A 19505-nucleotide genomic window follows, 5' to 3' on the forward strand; every position below is an offset into this window, starting at 1 on the left:
CTTTTGGACGCCTGCATGTCAAAGTCACGCCGTTACTCCATCATCGGCCTGTGCGCCCTGTTGTTGCTTGTGTTGGTCACTTGGTTTTTCTCCCGCTCCAGTCCAGTGGCCGTGCCGCCGGCGATTGCCCACGGCTATTCCAAAGCCTTGAAGCAGGCGCATAACGGCGAGCCAGGGGCCGCGCGCGTGCTGTATCAACAGCTCGGCCGGCCGGACCTGACTCCCCAGCGTCGCGCTGCGTTGCACGCCGAACTGCCCAATTACCCCAGCCCACAAGCGCTGAAACTGGCCGATAAAGACCTGGCCGACGAGTCTCCATTGGTCCGCGAGGCGGCCATTCACAGCATTGTCGGCCTGGTACCCAGCGGCCAACGCACGTTGTTGCTCGGCCCTGTGCTGGATGACCCTGAACAAGACGTGCGCTTTGCCGCCGCGAATGCCTTGCTCGGCCTGTCGCCGGACACCCTGGGTTTGTATTTCGGGCCCTTGCAGCAGGTGCTGGATGAGTTCGTGAAAAAGCTCAAGGGCGAGCCCGAAACGGCTGAAGGCTGGATTCAACTGGCGCGCCTGTACATCCACAGTGCCTTGCTGCCGGAGGCGCAAAACGCACTGGAGCAGGCCATGCGCTTGCAGCCGGACAATCTGCAGGCCGTGGTCGCACAAATCGAGCTACTGGACAAACAAGGCAAAACCGATGAGTCGCGTCAGTTGCTGGCACGCCAATTGGCGGCCCATCCCGAGTCGGCTTACTTGCAGCATGCTCTGGGCATGTGGCTCTTGCACCACGGCGAACGGCCGTATGCCCTGCTCGGTTTGTCCAAAGCGGTAGAGCTTGAACCGGACAATCAAGATTACCGCTACGACCTCGCCACCACCCTGCACGCCCAGGAGGAATTGGAAGCGGCCCAGCGTCAGCTGGAAGAAATCATTCAGCGCCACCCGGCCAATCGCAAGGCACGGGTGTTGCTGGTCAATTACTGGAAAGAGAGCGGCCAGTTGCAGAACGTCCAGGTGTTACTCGCCCAACTTGAGCAACAAAATCCGGATGATCCCGCCCTGCAGCAAGGCCTGTAGCTCGCGCTAAAAAGATGTAAGCCTTAGCCAGGCTTGTACAAATTGTGCAAAACGTTGAACCGCCACGGACCACTACGGTCAAGTAAATATGGCGCGCCCAAGGCGGTGCGCTCCTCTACTTGTACGTGACCCGAGGGCACTTCTTGTCTACATCCAAAGAGCTGTTCAGTGAAAAGGCGGCCACCGGCATCGAAGGTCTTGACGACATTCTTTCCGGCGGGCTTTCGCGCAGCCACCTGTTCCTGCTGGAAGGCGAACCCGGCACCGGTAAAACCACCGTAGCGCTGCACTTTCTGCAGGACGGCGCAAAGAACGGTGAACGATCCTTGTACATCACCCTGTCCGAAACCGAACGGGAGTTGCGCCAAGGCGCCGAATCCCATGGCTGGGACCTGGATGACAATATCCATATCTTCGAACTGACCCCGCCGGAAAGCCTGCTCGACGCCGATCACCAACAAAGCTTGCTGTACTCCTCCGACCTGGAACTGGGCGAAGCCACTCGACAGATTTTTGAAGAGGTGGAACGGGTCAAACCGTCGCGGGTGGTCATCGACAGCCTCTCGGAAATCCGTCTGCTCGCGCAAAGCTCGCTGCGCTATCGCCGGCAGATCCTGGCGATCAAGCACTACTTTGTGCGCTACAACGCCACGGTGCTGTTACTGGACGACCTGACCACCGAATCCCTGGACAAGACCGTACACAGCGTGGCCCACGGGGTGGTTCGCCTGGAAGAATTGACGCCCACCTACGGCGCCGAGCGCCGTCGCGTGCGGATTGTGAAATACCGTGGCCAGAAGTACCGCGGCGGGTTCCATGACTTCACCATCATGGCCGACGGCATCCACGTATTCCCCCGCCTGGTAGCGGCCGAGCACCGTGGTGGTTACGTGCGTGAGACCCTGAGCAGTGGCATCCGCGAAATGGATGCCTTGATGGGCGGCGGGGTCGAGACCGGCTCCAGCACCTTGATCCTCGGCCCTGCCGGTACCGGCAAATCCCTGATCTCGATGATCTTTGCCGCAGCCGCCGTGGCCCGTGGCGAGAAAGCCGCGTTGTTTATTTTCGACGAAGAGCTGGGCTTGTTGTTCGAGCGCATGAACAACATGGGCATCGACCTCGCCGCCCTGCAAGCCACGGGCAACCTGCTGATCGAACAGGTGGACGCAGCCGAGCTTTCTCCTGGCGAGTTTTCGCACCGCGTGCGGCGCTGCGTCGACGAGCGCGGGATCAAAACCGTGGTGATCGACAGTATCAACGGCTACCAGGCCGCAATGCCGGAAGAAAACTCACTGATTTTGCATATGCACGAACTGCTGCTGTACCTCAACCGCCGGGGCGCCGCGACCTTCATGACGGTGGCCCAGCACGGGCTGGTCGGCGATATGCAGGCGCCCGTGGACATTACCTATCTGGCCGACACCGTGATTCTGCTGCGTTACTTCGAAGCGCTCGGCAAAGTTCGCCGGGCCATTTCGATTATCAAGAAACGCACCGGCGCCCATGAGTCGACCATTCGCGAGTATCGAATCAGCGCGCGTGGCTTGACTATTGGTGAACCCCTCGACAATTTCCAAGGCGTACTGCGCGGCATCCCGACTTATATGGGCGCCGGTTCCCCGCTGCTCAAGGAAGACGGCGTGTGACCGGTCTTTCCCCCCTCTCCGAACGCGCAATCATCCTCGCGCCATTGGGCCGTGACAGCTCTCTGGCGCTGAAGATGCTCAACGAAGCCGGCTACAGCGGCATGATTGCCGGCAACCTGACGGCACTCTGCGAGGCCCTGGAGCAAGGCGCCGGTATGCTGTTGATTGCCGCTGAAGCCCTGCGCGGTGTCGATTTGGAACCGCTGCTGGAATACCTGCATGAACAACCGGCCTGGTCAGACCTGCCCATCGTACTGATGACCCACCATGGTGGCAGCGAACAGAATGGCTCATCCCATCTGAGCGGGCTGCTGGGCAACGTGACCTTCCTGGAGCGGCCCTTCCATCCCGTGACCCTGATCAGCCTGGTGAGCGCGGCCCTGCGCGGTCGGCGTCGGCAATATGACGCGCGTGACCGCCTGATCGACTTGAGCGAGAGTGAACTGCGCCTGCAACGTACCCTCGAGACCCTTGAGCAGCAGGTCGAAGAGCGCACGGCGCAGTTGCGCAGCAACGAAGAAGCGCTGCGTCAGTCGCAAAAAATGGAAGCTGTGGGACAGCTGACGGGCGGCATCGCCCATGACTTCAACAACATGCTCACCGGGATCATCGGCAGCCTGGAACTGCTGCGCAGGCGCGTTTCGCGCGGGAAGCTGGATGATCTGGACAGCCTGATCGACCTGGGTGTCACCTCCGCCAACCGCGCCGCCGGCCTGACCCATCGGCTGCTGGCGTTCTCCCGTCGCCAATCCCTCGATCCCAAGCCCGTGGAGATCAACCAGTTGGTCGCCTCCATGGGCGAACTGCTGCAGCGCAGCATCAACGAAAGCATTAGCCTGGATATGCGCCTGACCGACGCGCTGTGGACCGCCGAAGCCGACCCCAACCAACTGGAAAGTGCCCTGCTCAACCTGGTGATCAACGCGCGTGATGCCATGCCCAACGGCGGCAGCCTTATCGTGGAGACCACCAACCGCCACCTCGACAGTGTGTTCACCGCCGCCTACGGCACGTTGATGCCAGGCGATTATGTCGAACTGAGCGTGAGTGACACCGGTTGCGGTATCCCTGAGAGCCTGATTGGTCGCGTCTTCGACCCCTTCTTCACCACCAAGCCGATTGGCCAGGGAACGGGCCTCGGCCTGTCGATGATCTATGGCTTCGCCCGGCAATCCCATGGCCATGTGATCATCCACAGTGAAGTTGGCAAGGGCACGACCGTCAGCCTGTTCCTTCCACGCTTTATCGGTGAGCCGGTGACGGCCGCCGCCGTTAACCCGGCGCTGTTGCCGTTTGCCAATCCTGGCGAGACGGTATTGATCGTCGAAGACGACCCCGCCGTGCGTGTGCTGGTCAGCGCTGTACTCACGGAATTGGGGTATGCCTTTGTGGAAGCAGGTGACGCCAACACCGCCGTACCGATCATTGAGTCTGACCAGCGCATTGACCTGTTGATCAGCGATGTCGGACTGCCCGGCATGAACGGGCGGCAACTGGCGGAAATCGGGCGGCAACTGCGCCCGGAGCTGAAAGTGCTGTTTATCACCGGCTATGCCGAGCATGCAGCCGTGCGAGGTGGCTTCCTGGACCCGGGCATGCAACTGATCACCAAACCGTTCACGTTTGACCTGCTGACGGAAAAGGTGCGGGAGATGATCAAGCAATAGGGCTGCATGGCAGCCCTGGCGAGCTTCAGGCCAGCAAACGCTGGATATGCTCTTGCAGCGTGTCCAGGTCAAAAGGCTTGGCCAGGATCGGCGCGTTGCGCGTGATCGGGCTGTTGCAGTCAAGAATTTCCTGCGGGTAGCCGCTGATAAAAATGACTTTCAGTTCCGGTCGCAACTTGATCGCCGGCTCGGCGATCTGCACACCGGAAATGCCACCCGGCAAACGGTAGTCCGTCACCATCAGGTCCAGGTGCGGCTTGGTCGCAAGGATTTCAAAGGCCTGCTCCCCATCGATCGCCTTCAATACCCGGTAGCCCAGGCCGGCCAGGTATTCACCCAGCACGAACATAATGGATTCGTCGTCTTCGACGATCAGTACGACATCTTGTGCATCTTCACTCATGGGAAGCCTTTGTCCGGTCAATTGCTGCAAGTACGACCATGGGGTCACGCAGAGGTTGCGTCGAGGTGACGATTGATTTCATACCGACGCCTCAAGAGGCAGGCACACCCGAAACAAGGCGCCCTCGCCTATGCGGCTTTCGACCTCGATGGCGCCGCCGTGGGCGGTCACGATCTGCTCGGAGATAAACAACCCCAAGCCCAGGCCTGCCGCTACATGGCTGGCCGAGACACGCTCGAATTGCTGGAAAATACGCTTCTGGTTGTCTTCGCTGATACCAATGCCATGGTCACGCACTTCAACGCGCGCCTCGCCGTGTGAGGTATATACCCGCACAGCCACAGGGCTCTTGGCCCCGTAGCGCAACGCATTGGTGAGCAGGTTGGTCACCACCTGTTCGATGCGAAACTCATCCCAATTACCCACGACGCCCTCTTCGGCCTCCAGGTCCATGGTCGAGCCCGCCGCGGCCACCTGCGGCGCGAAGTTCTGCACCAGGTTACGCACCAGTTGGGTCAGGTCGAAACGCGCCGGGCGAATCGACAGCTTGCCGGTGCGGATGCGCGACACGTCGAGCATGTCTTCGATCAGGCGAATCAGGCTCTGGATCTGGCGCTCATCGCGGTCGACCATCGCGTGCATCTTGTCCAGCGTAAACGCAGCGGCGTTATCACGCGCCAGGTGCATCTTGCGCAGCTGGGTCTCCAGGATCAGCCCGTTAAGCGGCGTACGCACTTCGTGGGCGACGATTGACATGAAGTCGTCACGCATGCGCACCGCCTGCTCCAGCTCGGACTGGGTGGCCTGCAGGCGCGTCAGCAACAGTTCCTGCTCACGGCGGCTGCGCTCCAGGGCTTCCACCTGCAGTTTCATGGCCTTGCTCTGGCGATACAGGTCTACGAACACATTGACCTTGCTCTTGACCGCATGGATATCCAGCGGTTTGTGCAAGAAGTCCACGGCACCGCTTTCATAGCCTTTGAAGGCATAGTTGAGTTCACGGCCGGCAGCGCTGACGAACACAATCGGGATATTCTTGGTTTTTTCAGTGCCGCGCATCAGTTCGGCCAGCTCGAAACCGTTCATGCCGGGCATCTGCACATCGAGAATCGCCATGGCGAACTCGTGCTCCAGCAACAGTGACAAGGCCTCGTCGGCGCTCAATGCCTTGAAGACCTGGCGATCCTCGCGCTTGATCAGCGCCTCGAGGGCCAGCAGGTTTTCCGGCAGATCATCGACGATCAGCAGTTTGGCCTGGACAGTACTTAACATGGGGAAGGTTCCAGGGAAGCCAGCAGTGAGCCAATCTGGCTCAACGTTAGAATATGATCAGGTGTATGCAAGGCCAGGGCCGCCAGGGGCATCACGGCGATGCGTGCTTCTGTGGGTTCTTGTACGACGGTGGTGCCACCCGATTGTTTGACGTGGGCAAGGCCGCGCGCGCCATCATGGTTGGCGCCCGTCAGCAGAACCGCCATCAAACCGGTGCCATAGGCATCGGCAGCGGACGCAAACAAATAATCGATCGCGGGTCGGGAATGGTGTACGCGGTCTTCCTGGCTCAGGGACAGGCTGCGATCGTTTTCCACCGACAGGTGATAGCCGGGCCCGGCAAAATACAAGGTGCCCGCCACTATCACTTCCTTGTCTCGTGCTTCTTGCACCGGGATGCGCAGGCGCCGTGCAAAGACTTCGGCCAACTGGCTACGGCGCTCATCCGGCAGGTGCAATACGGCAATGATCGGCACACTGAAGGTACCGGGCAACGTGCCAAAAATACTCAGCAACGCCTCGACACCGCCGGCGGAAGCGCCGACGACGATGGCTTCAATCCCGCTGATCGGGCTGGTTGCGGCGTCGCTCATGATTTTCGGTAGATCCGTTCCTGCTTGACCAAGGGTTCGAACTGCTTGCTGTAAGCGGAAAAATCCAGGGTTTCCTTGCTGCCCAGCACCAGAAAACCGCGATGGCACAGCGACTCATGAAACAACCCGAACGCTCGATCCTGTAATTTTTTATTGAAATAAATCAGCACGTTGCGGCATGAAATTAATTGAGTTTCTGAGAATACACTGTCGGTTGCCAAGCTGTGATCGGCAAAGGTGACGTTCTCGCGCAGTGTCTTGTCGAAGATCGCATAATCGTAGGCCGCCGTGTAGTAATCGGCAAATGAACGCTGCCCGCCGGCCTGCTGATAGTTGGCGGTGTAGGCCCGCACATTCTCCAGGGAGAAGATGCCTTGCTTGGCTTTTTCCAGCGATGCCGGATTGATATCCGTTGCATAGATGATCGTGCGCTCCAGCAAGCCTTCTTCGCGCAGCAGGATGGCCATGGAGTACACCTCCTCCCCCGTGCTGCAACCGGCGATCCAGATCTTGATCGACGGGTAGGTCTTGAGCAACGGCACCACCTCCTGGCGGATCGCCAGGAAGTGCGACGGGTCGCGAAACATCTCGCTCACCGGAATCGTCAGAAATTGCAGCAACTGCATGAACGCGGCGGGGTCGTGCAGCACGCGCTCCTGCAGCGCGGAAATAGTGGCGCAGCCAAACTGGTGTAAGGCGTGGGCCACACGTCTTTTGACTGACGCACCCGAGTAGTCGCGAAAGTCATAGCTGTACTTGAGGTAAATCGCCTCGATCAGCAGGCGCAGCTCAATATCGCTGCTTTTATCCAAAAAACTTCGCTCCACTTAAATGCGTTCCATCTTCGGTAGCCATACGCGAATCAGCGAGAACAAACGGTCCAGGTCGATCGGCTTGGCCAGGTAGTCGTTCGAGCCCGCCGCGAGACAACGTTCCTGATCGTCTTTCATGGCCTTGGCCGTCACTGCAATGATTGGCAGCTTTTTCCAGCGCGGGTCCTGGCGGATCAAGGTGGTAGCCTCGTAACCGTCCATTTCCGGCATCATCACGTCCATCAACACCAGGTCCACGTCGTCAACTTCATTGAGTTTGTCGATCGCCTCACGGCCGTTACGCCCGATCACCACCACGGCGCCCTTGTGCTCCAGGGCACTGGTCAGGGCGAAGATGTTACGCACATCGTCGTCCACCAACAGGATCTTGCGACCTTCAAAGACCTTGTCGCGGCTGCGGGCGGTCTTGAGCATCTTCTGGCGGTCATGGGACAGCTGGGATTCGACTTTGTGCAGAAAGAGTGTCACTTCGTCCAGCAAGCGTTCAGGTGAGCGCGCGCCTTTGATGATGATCGAGCGCGAATACTTGCGCAGCTCCGCCTCTTCGTCACGGGTCAGGTTGCGCCCGGTGTAGACGATTACCGGCGGGAACGAGCAGATGTCTTCGGTCGCCATGCGCTTGAGCAGCTCATTGCCGAGCATGTCCGGCAGTTTGAGGTCGATGATCATGCAGTCGTAAATATTCGTGCGCAGCAGGTCCAGCGCGGCCTGGGCGTAGCCTACATCGGTGATTTCAATGTCATCGTCGCCGATCAAGCGGGCAATGCTGTCGCGTTGCAGGTCATCGTCTTCCACCAGCAGTACGCGTTTGACCTTCTGGGTCAATTTGGCTTCCAGGCGCGCAAACACATCCTTGAGCTCTTCGCGGGTGGTCGGTTTGACCGCATACCCGATGGCGCCCATGTGCATCGCGGCCTCGACGCGATCTTCCACAGAGATCACATGCACCGGAATGTGGCGGGTATTGGCGTGTTCCTTGAGGCGTTGCAGCACGGTCAGCCCGGAATGGTCGGGCAGGCGCATGTCCAACAGGATGGCGTCGGGGATGAACTCCTCGGCCAGGCTGTAGCCTTCGTCCGCGCCATGGGCGACCAGGCAGTTGTAGCCCAGCTCGTGGGCGAGATCGAACAGGATGCGCGCAAAATTGGGTTCGTCTTCCACCACCAGAATACAACGGGTGGTGAACGGTGCCTTGTCGCGATCATCGGCAAAACGCGGGATCTGTTGTGCGTCGGCAATCGGCAACACAGAGACCACAACAGGCTTCGGTGCAGGCGCCGCGACGACTTGGCGTGGCGGCTCGATCGGCGCGTCGTTCTGCGCGTGTTCCACGTACTGCTCCGGCAACACCAGGGTAAACACGCTGCCCTTGCCCGGCTCGCTGGTCACGCTGATATAGCCGCCGAGCAACGTCGCCAGGTCACGCGAGATCGACAAGCCCAGGCCGGTCCCGCCGTAACGGCGGTTGGTCGTGCCATCCGCCTGACGGAACGCCTCGAAGATGCTTTCCTGCTGGTCCGGCGAAATGCCGATCCCTGAGTCCCGCACGGTAAAGGCAATGCCGCCCTCCCCGGCACGAGACACCGAGAGGCTGACCTCACCTTGCTCAGTGAACTTGACGGCGTTGGACAGCAGGTTCTTGAGGATCTGCTCCAGACGCTGGCGGTCGGTAAACAGCATCGTCGGTGAGTCTGCCTGTACCTCAACCTGGAAGCCCAGCTTGCGGTCGGCGGTCAGCGGTTCGAACATGACACGCAAGCCATCGACCAGCCGCGCGACGCTGGAGTTTTCCGGGCGCACCTCCAGTTTGCCGGCTTCTACCTTGGAAATGTCGAGGATGTCGTTGATCAGGTTAAGCAAGTCATTACCGGCCGAATAGATGGATTCGGCGAACTTGACTTGTTCTGCGCTGAGGTTTTCCTGAGGGTTCTCCGCCAGCAGCTTGGCCAGAATCAGCGAGCTGTTCAGCGGTGTGCGCAACTCATGGGACATGTTGGCGAGGAACTCGGACTTGTACTTGCTGGAGCGCTGCAATTCATCTGCGCGGTCTTCCAGTTCGATCTGGGCGCGGTTCAGCTCGACGTTTTTGCGGTCCATGGCATCGCGCTGCTCGGCCAGGGTTTGCGTCTGCGCGGCCAACTGCTCGTTGGTCTGCTCAAGCTCGGCCTGCTGGGTTTCCAGGTGAGCCTGGGATTCCTTGAGAATGCGCGACTGCTCTTCCAGCTCTTCGTTGGCGGTCTTGAGCTCTTCCTGCTGCACTTGCAGCTCTTCGTTGAGTTGCTGGGTCTCGGCCAGCACTTCTTGCAGGCGCTGGCGATAACGGGCAGCTTCGATGGACGTGCCAATATTGCCGGCAATCAATTCCAGCAATTCGACATCACGCTCTTCCAGCGGGCGCAGGAAGCCCAGTTCGATGACGCCGTTGACACGGTCGTCGTCGCTGGTCGGCATCACCAGCACACTGCGGGTTGAGCCTTCGCCCAGGCCCGAACTGACCTTGAAGTAATCCACCGGCACATCGTCCAGGCGAATCAGGCGATCGAGCTGGGCGGCCTGCCCAACGATGCCCTCGTCACTGTAGATCGACTGTTCCTGCTGCTCCTGTTCACGGGAGAAGCCATACGTGGCAACACGTCTGAGGCCGCCGTGCTCTTCACGCACATACAGCGCAGCCACGACCGAGCCCATGTACTGGGCGAAGAAATGCAGGATGTTGCGCCCCAGCAAATTCACGCTGAGTTGCCCCAGCACTTGTTCGGCCAGCTCGGTTTGACCGTTGCGTAACCAAGCCTGCTGTTCCAGGCGCCGGGCGATCTTCTGTTGTGACGCGAGGTTTGCGCTGTAACTATCTGATAAGGATACTAAATTCTTCCTGCCGCTGTACGCCAAAAAACCGCTTAGGCCGAGCACAAAGGCCAGGTACAGGCTCACGCTGACCACTGTTGTGCGGGTGACATCTGCGTTGCGGGTGACACGGAACTGCTGCTCCATATCCACCGCATCTGCATATTCCTGGCGAATGGCGTCGGTCAGGCTCTTGCCCCGGCCGGACTTGACCGCCCCGCGGTAATCCCCGCTCTGGCGCTGCAGGTCGATCATCGATTGGGCGTACTTGTTCCACTCGGCCTGCATCGACTCCAGGCGTTTAAGGCGATCCACTTGTTGCGGGTTATCCGCAACCAGCTCCTGCAGATTACGTAAATCGCCAATGATGCGCGGCTTTGCCACTTCATACGGGTCGAGGAAATGCTCATCGCCGGTAATCAGGAAACCCCGCAAGCCGGTTTCCAGGTCAACCGTCAATTTGGACGACTCATTGAGGTTATTGATGACCCGATCGGTGTGCTCCACCCACTGGATCACCGACAACAGATAGGTGATCAAAACGACAAAAAAAGCCGCGCTGAGCACGCCCACGCCCAGAGGCAAGGCCACGTTTCGGCTCAGGAGTTTACGGAAGCTCTTTTCATCGACAGACGAAGCGGGAGTCATGGGCATGCCTTGGCCAAGTGCGGAAAAAGGGGGAGTTTGCCCGAATACCAGGGCCAAGGGCTACGTTTCTGCGTTGATTTGAAGCAATAGCCTACTCACTGCACGTGCATTTCAAGGTGATTTCGGCTGGTTTCTTCAACTCATTTACACACCTTAAAACAGATGACTGGGACTTCAGCGGAACGGACCTACAAGGTTTTCGCACTCAAGATTGCGCCTCAGGAACACGGAAGATCTTTTGGAAGGCGTCTTTTCTGACCCACCAAGGTAATTCACATGAGCATCACCCACGCTGCACTGCAGCCAGTCGTCACCTCTCACAACCACACTGTCACAGAGCCTGACGTTAAAACGCAAAACGCCTCAAGCACTTCAACAACGACCACTGCCACCGTTCAGGCGCCCACTACCAGTTCCTTGCAGCGACTTCTCGCTGACCAGGAAAACCTGAAAAACCTGGCCAGCAGGCTGCGGGGGATTGTTCCCTGGGTTAAAGACGGCTTCTTAGCTTCAGACTGGTTGAACAAAAACACACTGCGGCTGCATGAGCATTCGTCCAAAGCCTCAGCCCAGACCACGCCTCAAACGTTTACCAGCGTCATTACTGACCTCGGTTATGACCTGCCGCGTACTGCGGATGAATTCACTGCGTTGGCGCAAAAGCTGGAGCAAAAGGCCTCATTGCATCCTCTGGGAGATTTCGGTGGCGCGCTGTCCTGGCCAATGCCGATATCGCAACAAGACCAGACCCGCATCGTGAACTTCCTCCACTCACACAACACGGGGCTGCCTGGCTTACCGCTGCCCAGAGATGGCGACAGCACCCTTGGTTACTTGTTGAGGGGCAGTTCGCTGACGTCAAGCGACCTGCACAACCCCGCCCTGGCGCTACAAAAACTAATCGACTCACCCAAGGGCCAGGCACTGGGGAAAGCGCTGCAAACGCATCTGAATGGCGCGTCATCGGACATCAGTATTTACGACTATGTATTGGCCGCCATTCATCTTGGACTCGATCAGGCGTCCAGTAGGCATCCCGAGCGTAACAAGGTAGCCGGTGTTGTTTTGCATGACTCCTCGTACTGGGGCGCGTCCCCCTCGCTGGCGGTTAAATCCGTGAGCGATCAACTTGTTGCCAACAGCAAAGCGACAGCGACCACCGTTAAACTCGCAACGCACCTTCTGTTAGCCCGCAGTTACCCACAATTTCTCATCAAAGATATCCCGCCCACTGTGACGTACGGCAGCACCGTCTGGACGCAACTGACCCTTGCAGTAGCCAAGATCGAAGCGCAGACGCCTGGTCGGGTACCAAACATGACCTATGCCGAGGTTATTGCCGCCGCAGAATCCATGCCGACCGACAGCTATGCAGTTCAATCTGCCCAGCGCGAAGCCCTGAGAAATTGGGGCGTGGTCAGTGGCATGTTGGATCTCTTCGGCACCCAACCTTCGGAGCCCGAAATCGAGAAGGTCAGGAATGCCTATAACAATCAGTTGAAAGCATTGACCAACGCTTCTTCGTTGATGCAGACACCTTGGCCCAGTCGAAAGGAGATCGCGCTCAACTGCCTTAAAGCGGAATTCCCGGGGGTTGATCCAGCGGTTTTTGAAGCCAAAGTCTTGAAACTCCTCCACAAGAACAGCAGTCAGGCGCCCTTCGTTTTCCCCGAGCGGCGTTCCATGCTCGACATCGCAATGGAAGGTGAAAGGCTCGAAAAAAATCACAGCTGGGTCACCGACGACACCAGCGTTCCGATCAGTCGTTTCAACGCCTATGTCCAGTCCGATAACTTTCAGGCCGCCCGTCTATTCAAAGATGAGTATAAAAACACCTTAAGAGCCCAAGCCGATGGGCACCACGAGATGGTGAAGTACCTGACCTCGACATTGTCACTGGACGATCGCAGGAACCTCGATTCCGGCAAACTCGAGTTCTTCCACACCAATGACTACAAGGTGGACATGGATTTCACGTCGCCGCTCGCGCTGGCAAAACGGGGGAATACGCTGCATGTAAAAACCACTCGCGCGGGTGAGGTGAATATTTATTACCTTGATACCAGTAAGGGAACCTTTGAGAAAGCGAACCACCTGAAAAGTAAGTTCACCGAGCCTTACAGTGGTGAAAAACTGGATAAACGAAATGCAAATATCGTATCCCGTACGAAACTTTTTGCCCCCCCTTACGCCGGCACGCACGCCGACGAGATAAAGAACCCTCCTGCGATCCCCGACAGCTATACCTCAGACCGCACTTCGTTTATCGCCGATGTCTTCGTCAAATCGCTCGCACTGGATAACGAGGATCTCCTGAACCACGCCAAGGGCGTGACGTCGTTTGACAAAAACCGTTCGTTGAACGCGGCGATTGGTGAGTTCTTTCTCAACCTGATTCCGCTTCGGTCTGCCATCGTCAATTTCCAAAATCACAAGATCGGTGAGGGGTTATTTGACCTGTTCTTTGACGTCGTTGGACTGGTCACACTTGGCGCGGGTAAGGCCGCACAAGCCACAAAAATCTTGGGTACAGGCCTACACGCAGCCACCAAGGCCGTGAAAACGGTCAAGTTCATTGGCGTGGCCGCGGTTGAGGCACTCAATCCACTCAGCGGTCTGGGCGATTTGGTAGTGGGCGCCGCAAAACTGATTCAAAAAGGTGTCAGCACCCTCAAGGGGGCGGACGGCAGTTACGATCTGCTCAAGGCAGCCAGTAAAAGCAATGGTGTCGTTGCAACGGGCACCTACAAAGTTGCAGAAAATACCTTCGAAGGCGGTGCAGTACTGAGCGATGGCAAATGGTATGCCTACAACCCCGTCAATGGCCGCCCCTATGGCCCGCCGCTTCCCGTGTTTACGGCCCAAAGCATAGCCATGGGTGGCGCGATGCAAGAGTTCAAGATACTGGGTACCGGCCTGGGCATGTCCGCAGACCAGACAAAACGGGGCCTTCGCCTGACGCTGGATGCCCATGGCATTGTACCTGCAGGGCATAACTCCGCAGTCATGGCGGTGAATGGCACGCACATAACCCCTAATGAGTTACGTGATCTACTCAAAGCACAGAACGTTAACCTGAGCAAATACAGCGAAATTCGGTTAACCATGTGCTTTTCCGGCACCGGCGGCGGCCAATCATTTGCCGCGCAGTTTGCCAAACTCACCAAGAAACCCGTTGAAGGATTCGAGGGAATTATGCAGGTCAATAATTCTGCAGTGGACGATCTGGCTGCGCGGGTATTCACGAATAAAGCCCGCCAGCGGGATTATATTGATGACACCCTCATTGGACAAAAGCACGAGGTCGTTAAGTACACCATGACCGGCATCAATGCGGACGGTCGAGGTATCTACACACACAGTCCAAACTACAACCCGGTTCGTTTTGACGCTCAGGGTATTGCGACCACTTCCAAGCCGCCTCGAGCCCCTTACACGGGCGACAGGATCGAGCGTCCTGACATTGAGCTTCCTCGAAAAAACAGCCAACCCTCGAATTTTGATTTCGACGATTACGACGATCTCACTTGATCGACAGGCTTGAAATGAACGCCCGGCCTGCTGCACTTACCGGGCGTTCACTTGGCTTTGGGCAAGGGCGCTGACTCGCAGGGCGGGACATTGCAGCCCATTAGCGGCACAATGTTTTGATGTCGGGGGAACTTACCTCGATCGACAGGACTCAGGAATGAGAACGGTCGTTAAATGACTAAAGGCCTGCACTTCCAACTCATCAGGAATTTTCCCTATGTCCGCTGCCCCCTCCACCCTCCTTGTAGTCGAAGACGACGCCATCGTGCGCATGCTGATCGTCGATGTACTCGAAGAATTGGAGTTCACGGTAGTAGAAGCGGCGGACGGGGAAGCAGCCCTGGTGATCGTGGAAAACACCGATCAGGTGATCGACCTGATGATGACCGATGTCGGCCTGCCTGATATGAATGGAAAAGACTTGGCGCAGAAGGTGCGTGAGCTGCGCCCTGCTCTGCCAATCCTGTTTGCCAGCGGCTATGCCGACAGTATCGATGTGCCGCCCGGCATGCAGGTGATCGGCAAGCCATTCTCTATCGATCAACTGCGCGACAAGGTCAAATCGATGCTGGCTGATCGTCTGAACTGACGTTGACGCTGCCCATTCGCGGCAGCACGCTCCTCATTTTTGTAGCCCTGGCGAACATCATCGGCCCATCGCGGCTATTGCGAGGGCTGCTCTACGCCTCAACACCTGCCCTGACCCGCATGACGGCTATAGTCTCAGTTCACCTTGTTTGCAGGGATTAACGTGACGTTCGGCCAATAAAGCTGGACACTCAGCACTTTGATCCCACGCCCTTTATAAAGCACTCTGGAAGGACGCAACAACATGATTGGAAAACCGACGCGCCTGCTGTTGGCGAGCCTCTCGATTCTCATGAGTACCGGCGCCTGGGCCGATTTTACGGCAACCCCTGCCGAAGCCCGGGCCATTGCCAAGGAAGCCTACTTATATGGCTACCCGGTAGTGGCAATGTACAAGAGGCTTTACACCCAGGCCGTTGATAAAGGCGGTGCCAAATTCAAGGCGCCGTTCAACCATATCGCTAATACCGCCCAGGTCTTCACGCCCAAGGACACGGCGTTCGCCACCCCGAACGCAGACACGCCCTACTCGTTCGTGTGGATGGACCTGCGCAAAGAACCTCTGGTACTGACCCTGCCGAAGATCGAAGACAACCGTTACTACTCGGTGCAGTTGATCGACCTTTATACGCAGAACATGGCGTACCTGGGCACCCGCAGCACCGGCAACAATGGCGGCCACTACATGATCGCCGGCCCGGACTGGAAGGGTCAGCAGCCGGTTGACATCGACCGAGTGGTCTATAGCGAAAGCAACATCGCCTACGCCTTGTATCGCACGCAATTGTTGGACGACAAGGACCTGAACAAGGTCAAGCAGATTCAGAACGGCTACAAAGTGCAGTCGCTGAGCAGCTATGTAAAACAGCCTGCACCGGCTCCGGTGCCGAAGATCGAATGGCCCAAGCCTACGGCGACCATGACCGAAGGCCCGCAGCTGTTTCGCTACCTGAACTTCATGCTGGCGTTTGCCGCGCCCCAGGACAGCGAAAAAGACCTGTTGGCACGCTTTGCCAAGATCGGTATCGCCCCTGGCGCGCCGTTCAAGGTCAAGGCATTGACCGTCGAACAGCGCAAGGCGCTGGAAGATGGCATTGCCGATGGCCGGGCTGAGTTTGCGGCATTCAAAAAGGACAAGATCGACACTCATCAAGTGTCCAGCAGTGACCTGTACGGCAGCCGCGATCGCCTGAAAAACAATTACCTGTACCGCTACGCCGGGGCCGATCTGGGGATTTTCGGCAACTCCCCTGACGAAGCCATTTACCTGAACTACGCCGTTGACAGCGAAGGCAAGCCGGCCAACGGCGCACGCCACAGCTACACCGTGCACTTCGACAAGGATCAATTGCCGCCGGCCGATGCGTTCTGGTCGCTGACCATGTACGACGCCAAGACCAAGCTGCTGGCGCCCAACCTCAAGAAACGCTACCAGATCAATTCGCGGATGCTGCCCGACCTCAAGCTGGACGCCGACGGCGGCCTGACCCTGGCATTACAGCACCACGAGCCGCCCAAAGCCGAACAGAACAACTGGTTGCCGGCCCCGCCCGGTCCGTTTTATGCCGTACTGCGGATTTACCTGCCCAAGCCTGACGCGACTCAATGGCAGTTACCACCGCTGACACCGCTCAAGTAACACCCGGTGCCCGGCCGAAACCTCGATTCGGCCGGGTACGTCCCTCCTCGATGATAAGTGCGCCGCCCTGCCCCGCTATAACAACTCTGGCGCAGGGAATGCGTCGAACCCTCAGCGGTTTTTCAGCTTCACATAAGACTGATACACGTCCGACGCCCAGCCATCGATGACGCCTTTAACGTCATCCGCCTTCATCACTTGAGCGTCGTTGGACAAGGGCTTGCCGGTGCCTTTGCGAACCACCTGTGCGAGCACCTTGCCAGTCGCGCCATCCAGAAACTGCGCCTCAGTGCCCAGTGTCGTCTCCTGATCACGAATACCGGCTCCGGTACTCACCGCCGCCACCACCAAGGCCACGGGAATGTACTCGTAAGGCTTGAGGCTTTCGGTCTTGCTGCTCACGGCGGTAATGGCTGCGCGCAGCACGATCACGCCCGGGCCGGGGGCATTGGCCACCTGCATTGACTTGCTCAGCTCGCGCTTGAGCGCTGCGGTGTAGTAACTGTTGATACCGTTCAGGGTGCTGGCCGGAATTTTGGCGGTGGCCTGGGGTTTGGGATAGAACTGGGTGGGTTCGATGTACACCGCGGTGTAGCGCTTGAGGTCCAGGTTGGGATCGACCCAGCGCATCACCTCGGCGCCCGATGGCGACTTGGCCTCTTTAAGTTGGCTGTAGTCCGAGAGAAAACCGGAATACTCGTCCGGCTGGGGCGTCTTTGAGGCACACCCGGACACTGCGATAGTAGCGACGCACAGCGCACTGACCATTAGCCTTAGTTTCATCATTGAACTCCCTGGCGACCATCATTGAAACAACGAGCCCTATGTATAGCCAATGCTGAAGGAGTTTGCTCAGCCGCGTTCGCGCGGGATCAGGCTTTGTAACTGCGCGGCCAGGAAGTTGGCGTCGAAGGCGAAGGTGTCCGGGTCTTTCAGGCCGTTGGTTTTCTTCCACAGCCAGTCCTGTTTATCCGGCGGTAGCACCAGCGAGATACTGCCGTGCCGAGCAGCGGTCAGGCCTATCACCGAGACGGAAATCAAGCCGCATGCGCCCATGACTTCCGGCACGAACTCAACGGCTTTGCCGGTGATCTGCACGGTAAGTTTCTCGGTCTTGAAGGTCGAACTCTCGACCGGCAGGCTCGGGCTGCTGGCGACATACGCTTCGCGATGGACGTCCAGCAGGCCGACGGTCTTGACCGGCTCCAGCCACTGTTCAATCTGCCCGAACAACTCACCGAGCTTTTGCGCCCAGCGCGCCGACTGCACGTCGAATTGCTGTTTCTTGTGCGCTTCGCTATCGGCGTAATGACGAAGCATCTCGCCCAGTTGCTGTACATCGTCCATTGCAGATTTCCTTGGGTGAGCCAGGTTGCGAAGTAGGATCATGGCAGAAGTGGCGGCTCGCCGTATGGCTTAAAACTGCTCCGGTCATTTAGCGGGTAACTGCATATGACTAATCCGCAGGCGGTGAGTAAGGTAACGCGACATTCCTTGTCAGGAGCTTCGCATGCGTACCATTGGCCTAATCGGCGGCATGAGCTGGGAGTCCAGCGCCGAGTATTACCGCATCATCAACCAACGCGTGCGCGACCAACTTGGCCCACTGCGCTCTGCGCAATTGTTGATGTACAGCGTGGATTTCGGCCCGATGGAACAGGCTCAGCATGCCGGCCGCTGGGATGACACCGCGCTGATTCTGGAAGATGCCGCGCGCCGCCTGCAAGCCGGCGGTGCCGAGTGTGTGGTGCTGTGTACCAACACCATGCATTTGGTGGCGCCGCGCATTGAAGCGGCGGTGTCGATTCCGTTTCTGCATATTGCCGATGCCGCCGGGGCAGCGGCCGTTGAGCGCGGCACGCTGACGGTCGGCCTGCTGGGCACCGCGTTCACCATGGAACAGGATTTTCTCAAAGCGCGCCTGGCCGCCCAGGGCTTGACCGTGCTGGTGCCCGACGCGGACGAACGCCAGGCCGTGCACCGGATCATCTATGAGGAGTTGTGTGTCGGGGTGATCAACCAGGCTTCGCGCCAGGTCTATCAGCGCGTAATCGCCACCCTGGCCGCACGGGGTGCCCAGGCCATCATCCTCGGGTGCACGGAAATCGGCCTGCTGATCAAGCCTGAACACAGCGACCTGCCGCTGCTGGACACCACCGAGCTGCATGCGCAGGCCGCGGTGGCGTTTGCGCTGGAGGATTAAGCCGATTTGCGCAGGCGCGCCATGCTAAGGGTGTCGACAAAGACACCGTCACGCAGGGCGTAATCGCGCAACCGACCTTCAACTTCGAAGCCGAACTTGCGGTACAGGTTATGCGCCGCCTCGTTGTCGGCGTACACCGTGAGTTCCACGCGGTGCAGGTTCATCCAGTTGTCGGCCACATCCAGCGCGGCCGTCAACAACCTGGAACCCACACCCTTGCCCTGCCAGGCCGTCGCCACGCCCATGCCGAACGAACCGACGTGGCTCTGGCGTACGCGCAGGTACTGTTCCATGCCGAGCTGACCAATCACCTCGCCGCCATGCATCGCCACCAGCTGTAGCCGGCGCTCGTTATCCATCACCAACCGCTTGCGCCAGGCCTCGATCGACTGAAAAGGCATTTGCAGCACCTGACGACACACAGCCGGTTCGTTATAGAGCGCAGCCACACCTTCAAGGTGGGCTTCGGTAAAGCGCTGGATCACGATGTGGGGTTCAGGCGTGTGCATTGTGTTTCATCCTTTGAAAGACAAGTGGCAGGCCAGTGTAGGGGCAAACCAGCTT

Annotated in this window: 15 protein-coding genes; 7 read left to right on the forward strand and 8 right to left on the reverse strand. The window is 58.3% G+C overall.

The window, feature by feature from the left end:
• The first annotated feature begins 15 nt into the window (after positions 1-15).
• The 3 genes from A7J50_RS14845 to A7J50_RS14855 all read left to right on the forward strand — a co-directional run bounded on the left by A7J50_RS14845 (position 16) and on the right by A7J50_RS14855 (position 4387).
• Positions 16-1074 (forward strand): HEAT repeat domain-containing protein, encoded by a 1059-nt coding sequence (locus A7J50_RS14845; protein WP_064452488.1) that lies wholly within the window; start codon positions 16-18, stop codon positions 1072-1074.
• A 143-nt stretch (positions 1075-1217) separates the two neighbouring features.
• On the forward strand, positions 1218-2720 hold the full coding sequence (locus A7J50_RS14850; protein WP_064452489.1) for an ATPase domain-containing protein: 1503 nt from the start codon (positions 1218-1220) through the stop codon (positions 2718-2720).
• Entirely contained in the window at positions 2717-4387 is a 1671-nt protein-coding gene (locus A7J50_RS14855) for an ATP-binding protein (RefSeq protein ID WP_064452490.1), read from the forward strand. Before A7J50_RS14850 ends, A7J50_RS14855 begins: the two co-directional genes overlap by 4 nt.
• 25 nt (positions 4388-4412) lie before the next feature.
• On the opposite strand, the gene A7J50_RS14860 is transcribed toward A7J50_RS14855, so the two are convergent.
• The 5 genes from A7J50_RS14860 to A7J50_RS14880 all read right to left on the reverse strand — a co-directional run bounded on the left by A7J50_RS14860 (position 4413) and on the right by A7J50_RS14880 (position 10980).
• Positions 4413-4790, reverse strand: a complete 378-nt coding sequence (locus tag A7J50_RS14860) for a response regulator (protein ID WP_003217591.1) — start codon at positions 4788-4790, stop codon at positions 4413-4415.
• Positions 4791-4868: 78 nt separating this feature from the next.
• Positions 4869-6062, reverse strand: a complete 1194-nt coding sequence (locus tag A7J50_RS14865; RefSeq protein WP_064452491.1) for a hybrid sensor histidine kinase/response regulator — start codon at positions 6060-6062, stop codon at positions 4869-4871.
• On the reverse strand, positions 6056-6655 hold the full coding sequence (locus A7J50_RS14870) for a chemotaxis protein CheB (RefSeq protein ID WP_064452492.1): 600 nt from the start codon (positions 6653-6655) through the stop codon (positions 6056-6058). Before A7J50_RS14870 ends, A7J50_RS14865 begins: the two co-directional genes overlap by 7 nt.
• The gene (locus tag A7J50_RS14875; RefSeq protein ID WP_208604435.1) at positions 6652-7482 is read right to left on the reverse strand and encodes a CheR family methyltransferase; all 831 of its coding nucleotides are present in this window, start codon (positions 7480-7482) and stop codon (positions 6652-6654) included. The genes A7J50_RS14870 and A7J50_RS14875 overlap by 4 nt, the downstream gene beginning before the upstream one ends.
• Positions 7483-10980: a response regulator gene (locus A7J50_RS14880; protein WP_064452493.1), complete on the reverse strand. Its 3498-nt coding sequence runs from the start codon at positions 10978-10980 to the stop codon at positions 7483-7485.
• A 276-nt stretch (positions 10981-11256) separates the two neighbouring features.
• Here A7J50_RS14880 and A7J50_RS14885 point away from each other — a divergent pair, with 276 nt between their 5' ends.
• The 3 genes from A7J50_RS14885 to A7J50_RS14895 all read left to right on the forward strand — a co-directional run bounded on the left by A7J50_RS14885 (position 11257) and on the right by A7J50_RS14895 (position 16738).
• Positions 11257-14511 (forward strand): hypothetical protein, encoded by a 3255-nt coding sequence (locus tag A7J50_RS14885; RefSeq protein ID WP_064452494.1) that lies wholly within the window; start codon positions 11257-11259, stop codon positions 14509-14511.
• Between the two features lie 217 nt (positions 14512-14728).
• On the forward strand, positions 14729-15100 hold the full coding sequence (locus tag A7J50_RS14890; protein WP_064452495.1) for a response regulator: 372 nt from the start codon (positions 14729-14731) through the stop codon (positions 15098-15100).
• Positions 15101-15343: 243 nt separating this feature from the next.
• Positions 15344-16738, forward strand: a complete 1395-nt coding sequence (locus A7J50_RS14895) for a DUF1254 domain-containing protein (protein ID WP_064452496.1) — start codon at positions 15344-15346, stop codon at positions 16736-16738.
• Positions 16739-16849: 111 nt separating this feature from the next.
• On the opposite strand, the gene A7J50_RS14900 is transcribed toward A7J50_RS14895, so the two are convergent.
• Positions 16850-17521, reverse strand: coding sequence for a DUF3313 domain-containing protein (locus tag A7J50_RS14900; protein ID WP_064452497.1), 672 nt, complete (start codon positions 17519-17521; stop codon positions 16850-16852).
• 69 nt (positions 17522-17590) lie between these two features.
• Positions 17591-18085, reverse strand: a complete 495-nt coding sequence (locus A7J50_RS14905) for a hypothetical protein (protein ID WP_064452498.1) — start codon at positions 18083-18085, stop codon at positions 17591-17593.
• Between the two features lie 163 nt (positions 18086-18248).
• Here A7J50_RS14905 and A7J50_RS14910 point away from each other — a divergent pair, with 163 nt between their 5' ends.
• Complete coding sequence (locus tag A7J50_RS14910) at positions 18249-18941, forward strand: aspartate/glutamate racemase family protein (protein WP_064452499.1); 693 nt, start codon at positions 18249-18251, stop codon at positions 18939-18941.
• On the opposite strand, the gene A7J50_RS14915 is transcribed toward A7J50_RS14910, so the two are convergent.
• Positions 18938-19450, reverse strand: a complete 513-nt coding sequence (locus A7J50_RS14915; protein WP_064452500.1) for a GNAT family N-acetyltransferase — start codon at positions 19448-19450, stop codon at positions 18938-18940. The genes A7J50_RS14910 and A7J50_RS14915 overlap by 4 nt on opposite strands.
• Positions 19451-19505 lie beyond the last annotated feature (55 nt).

The sequence above is a fragment of the Pseudomonas antarctica genome (genome assembly GCF_001647715.1).
GTDB lineage: Bacteria > Pseudomonadota > Gammaproteobacteria > Pseudomonadales > Pseudomonadaceae > Aquipseudomonas > Aquipseudomonas antarctica_A.

Bases quoted from the DNA above. Each gene is read 5' to 3' on its own strand.
- A7J50_RS14845 (WP_064452488.1), top strand. From the start codon at position 16: ATGTCAAAGTCACGCCGTTACTCCATCATCGGCCTGTGCGCCCTGTTG.
- A7J50_RS14860 (WP_003217591.1), bottom strand. From the start codon at position 4,790: ATGAGTGAAGATGCACAAGATGTCGTACTGATCGTCGAAGACGACGAA.
- A7J50_RS14865 (WP_064452491.1), bottom strand. From the start codon at position 6,062: ATGTTAAGTACTGTCCAGGCCAAACTGCTGATCGTCGATGATCTGCCG.
- A7J50_RS14870 (WP_064452492.1), bottom strand. From the start codon at position 6,655: ATGAGCGACGCCGCAACCAGCCCGATCAGCGGGATTGAAGCCATCGTC.
- A7J50_RS14880 (WP_064452493.1), bottom strand. From the start codon at position 10,980: ATGACTCCCGCTTCGTCTGTCGATGAAAAGAGCTTCCGTAAACTCCTG.
- A7J50_RS14885 (WP_064452494.1), top strand. From the start codon at position 11,257: ATGAGCATCACCCACGCTGCACTGCAGCCAGTCGTCACCTCTCACAAC.
- A7J50_RS14890 (WP_064452495.1), top strand. From the start codon at position 14,729: ATGTCCGCTGCCCCCTCCACCCTCCTTGTAGTCGAAGACGACGCCATC.
- A7J50_RS14895 (WP_064452496.1), top strand. From the start codon at position 15,344: ATGATTGGAAAACCGACGCGCCTGCTGTTGGCGAGCCTCTCGATTCTC.
- A7J50_RS14900 (WP_064452497.1), bottom strand. From the start codon at position 17,521: ATGAAACTAAGGCTAATGGTCAGTGCGCTGTGCGTCGCTACTATCGCA.
- A7J50_RS14905 (WP_064452498.1), bottom strand. From the start codon at position 18,085: ATGGACGATGTACAGCAACTGGGCGAGATGCTTCGTCATTACGCCGAT.
- A7J50_RS14910 (WP_064452499.1), top strand. From the start codon at position 18,249: ATGCGTACCATTGGCCTAATCGGCGGCATGAGCTGGGAGTCCAGCGCC.
- A7J50_RS14915 (WP_064452500.1), bottom strand. From the start codon at position 19,450: ATGCACACGCCTGAACCCCACATCGTGATCCAGCGCTTTACCGAAGCC.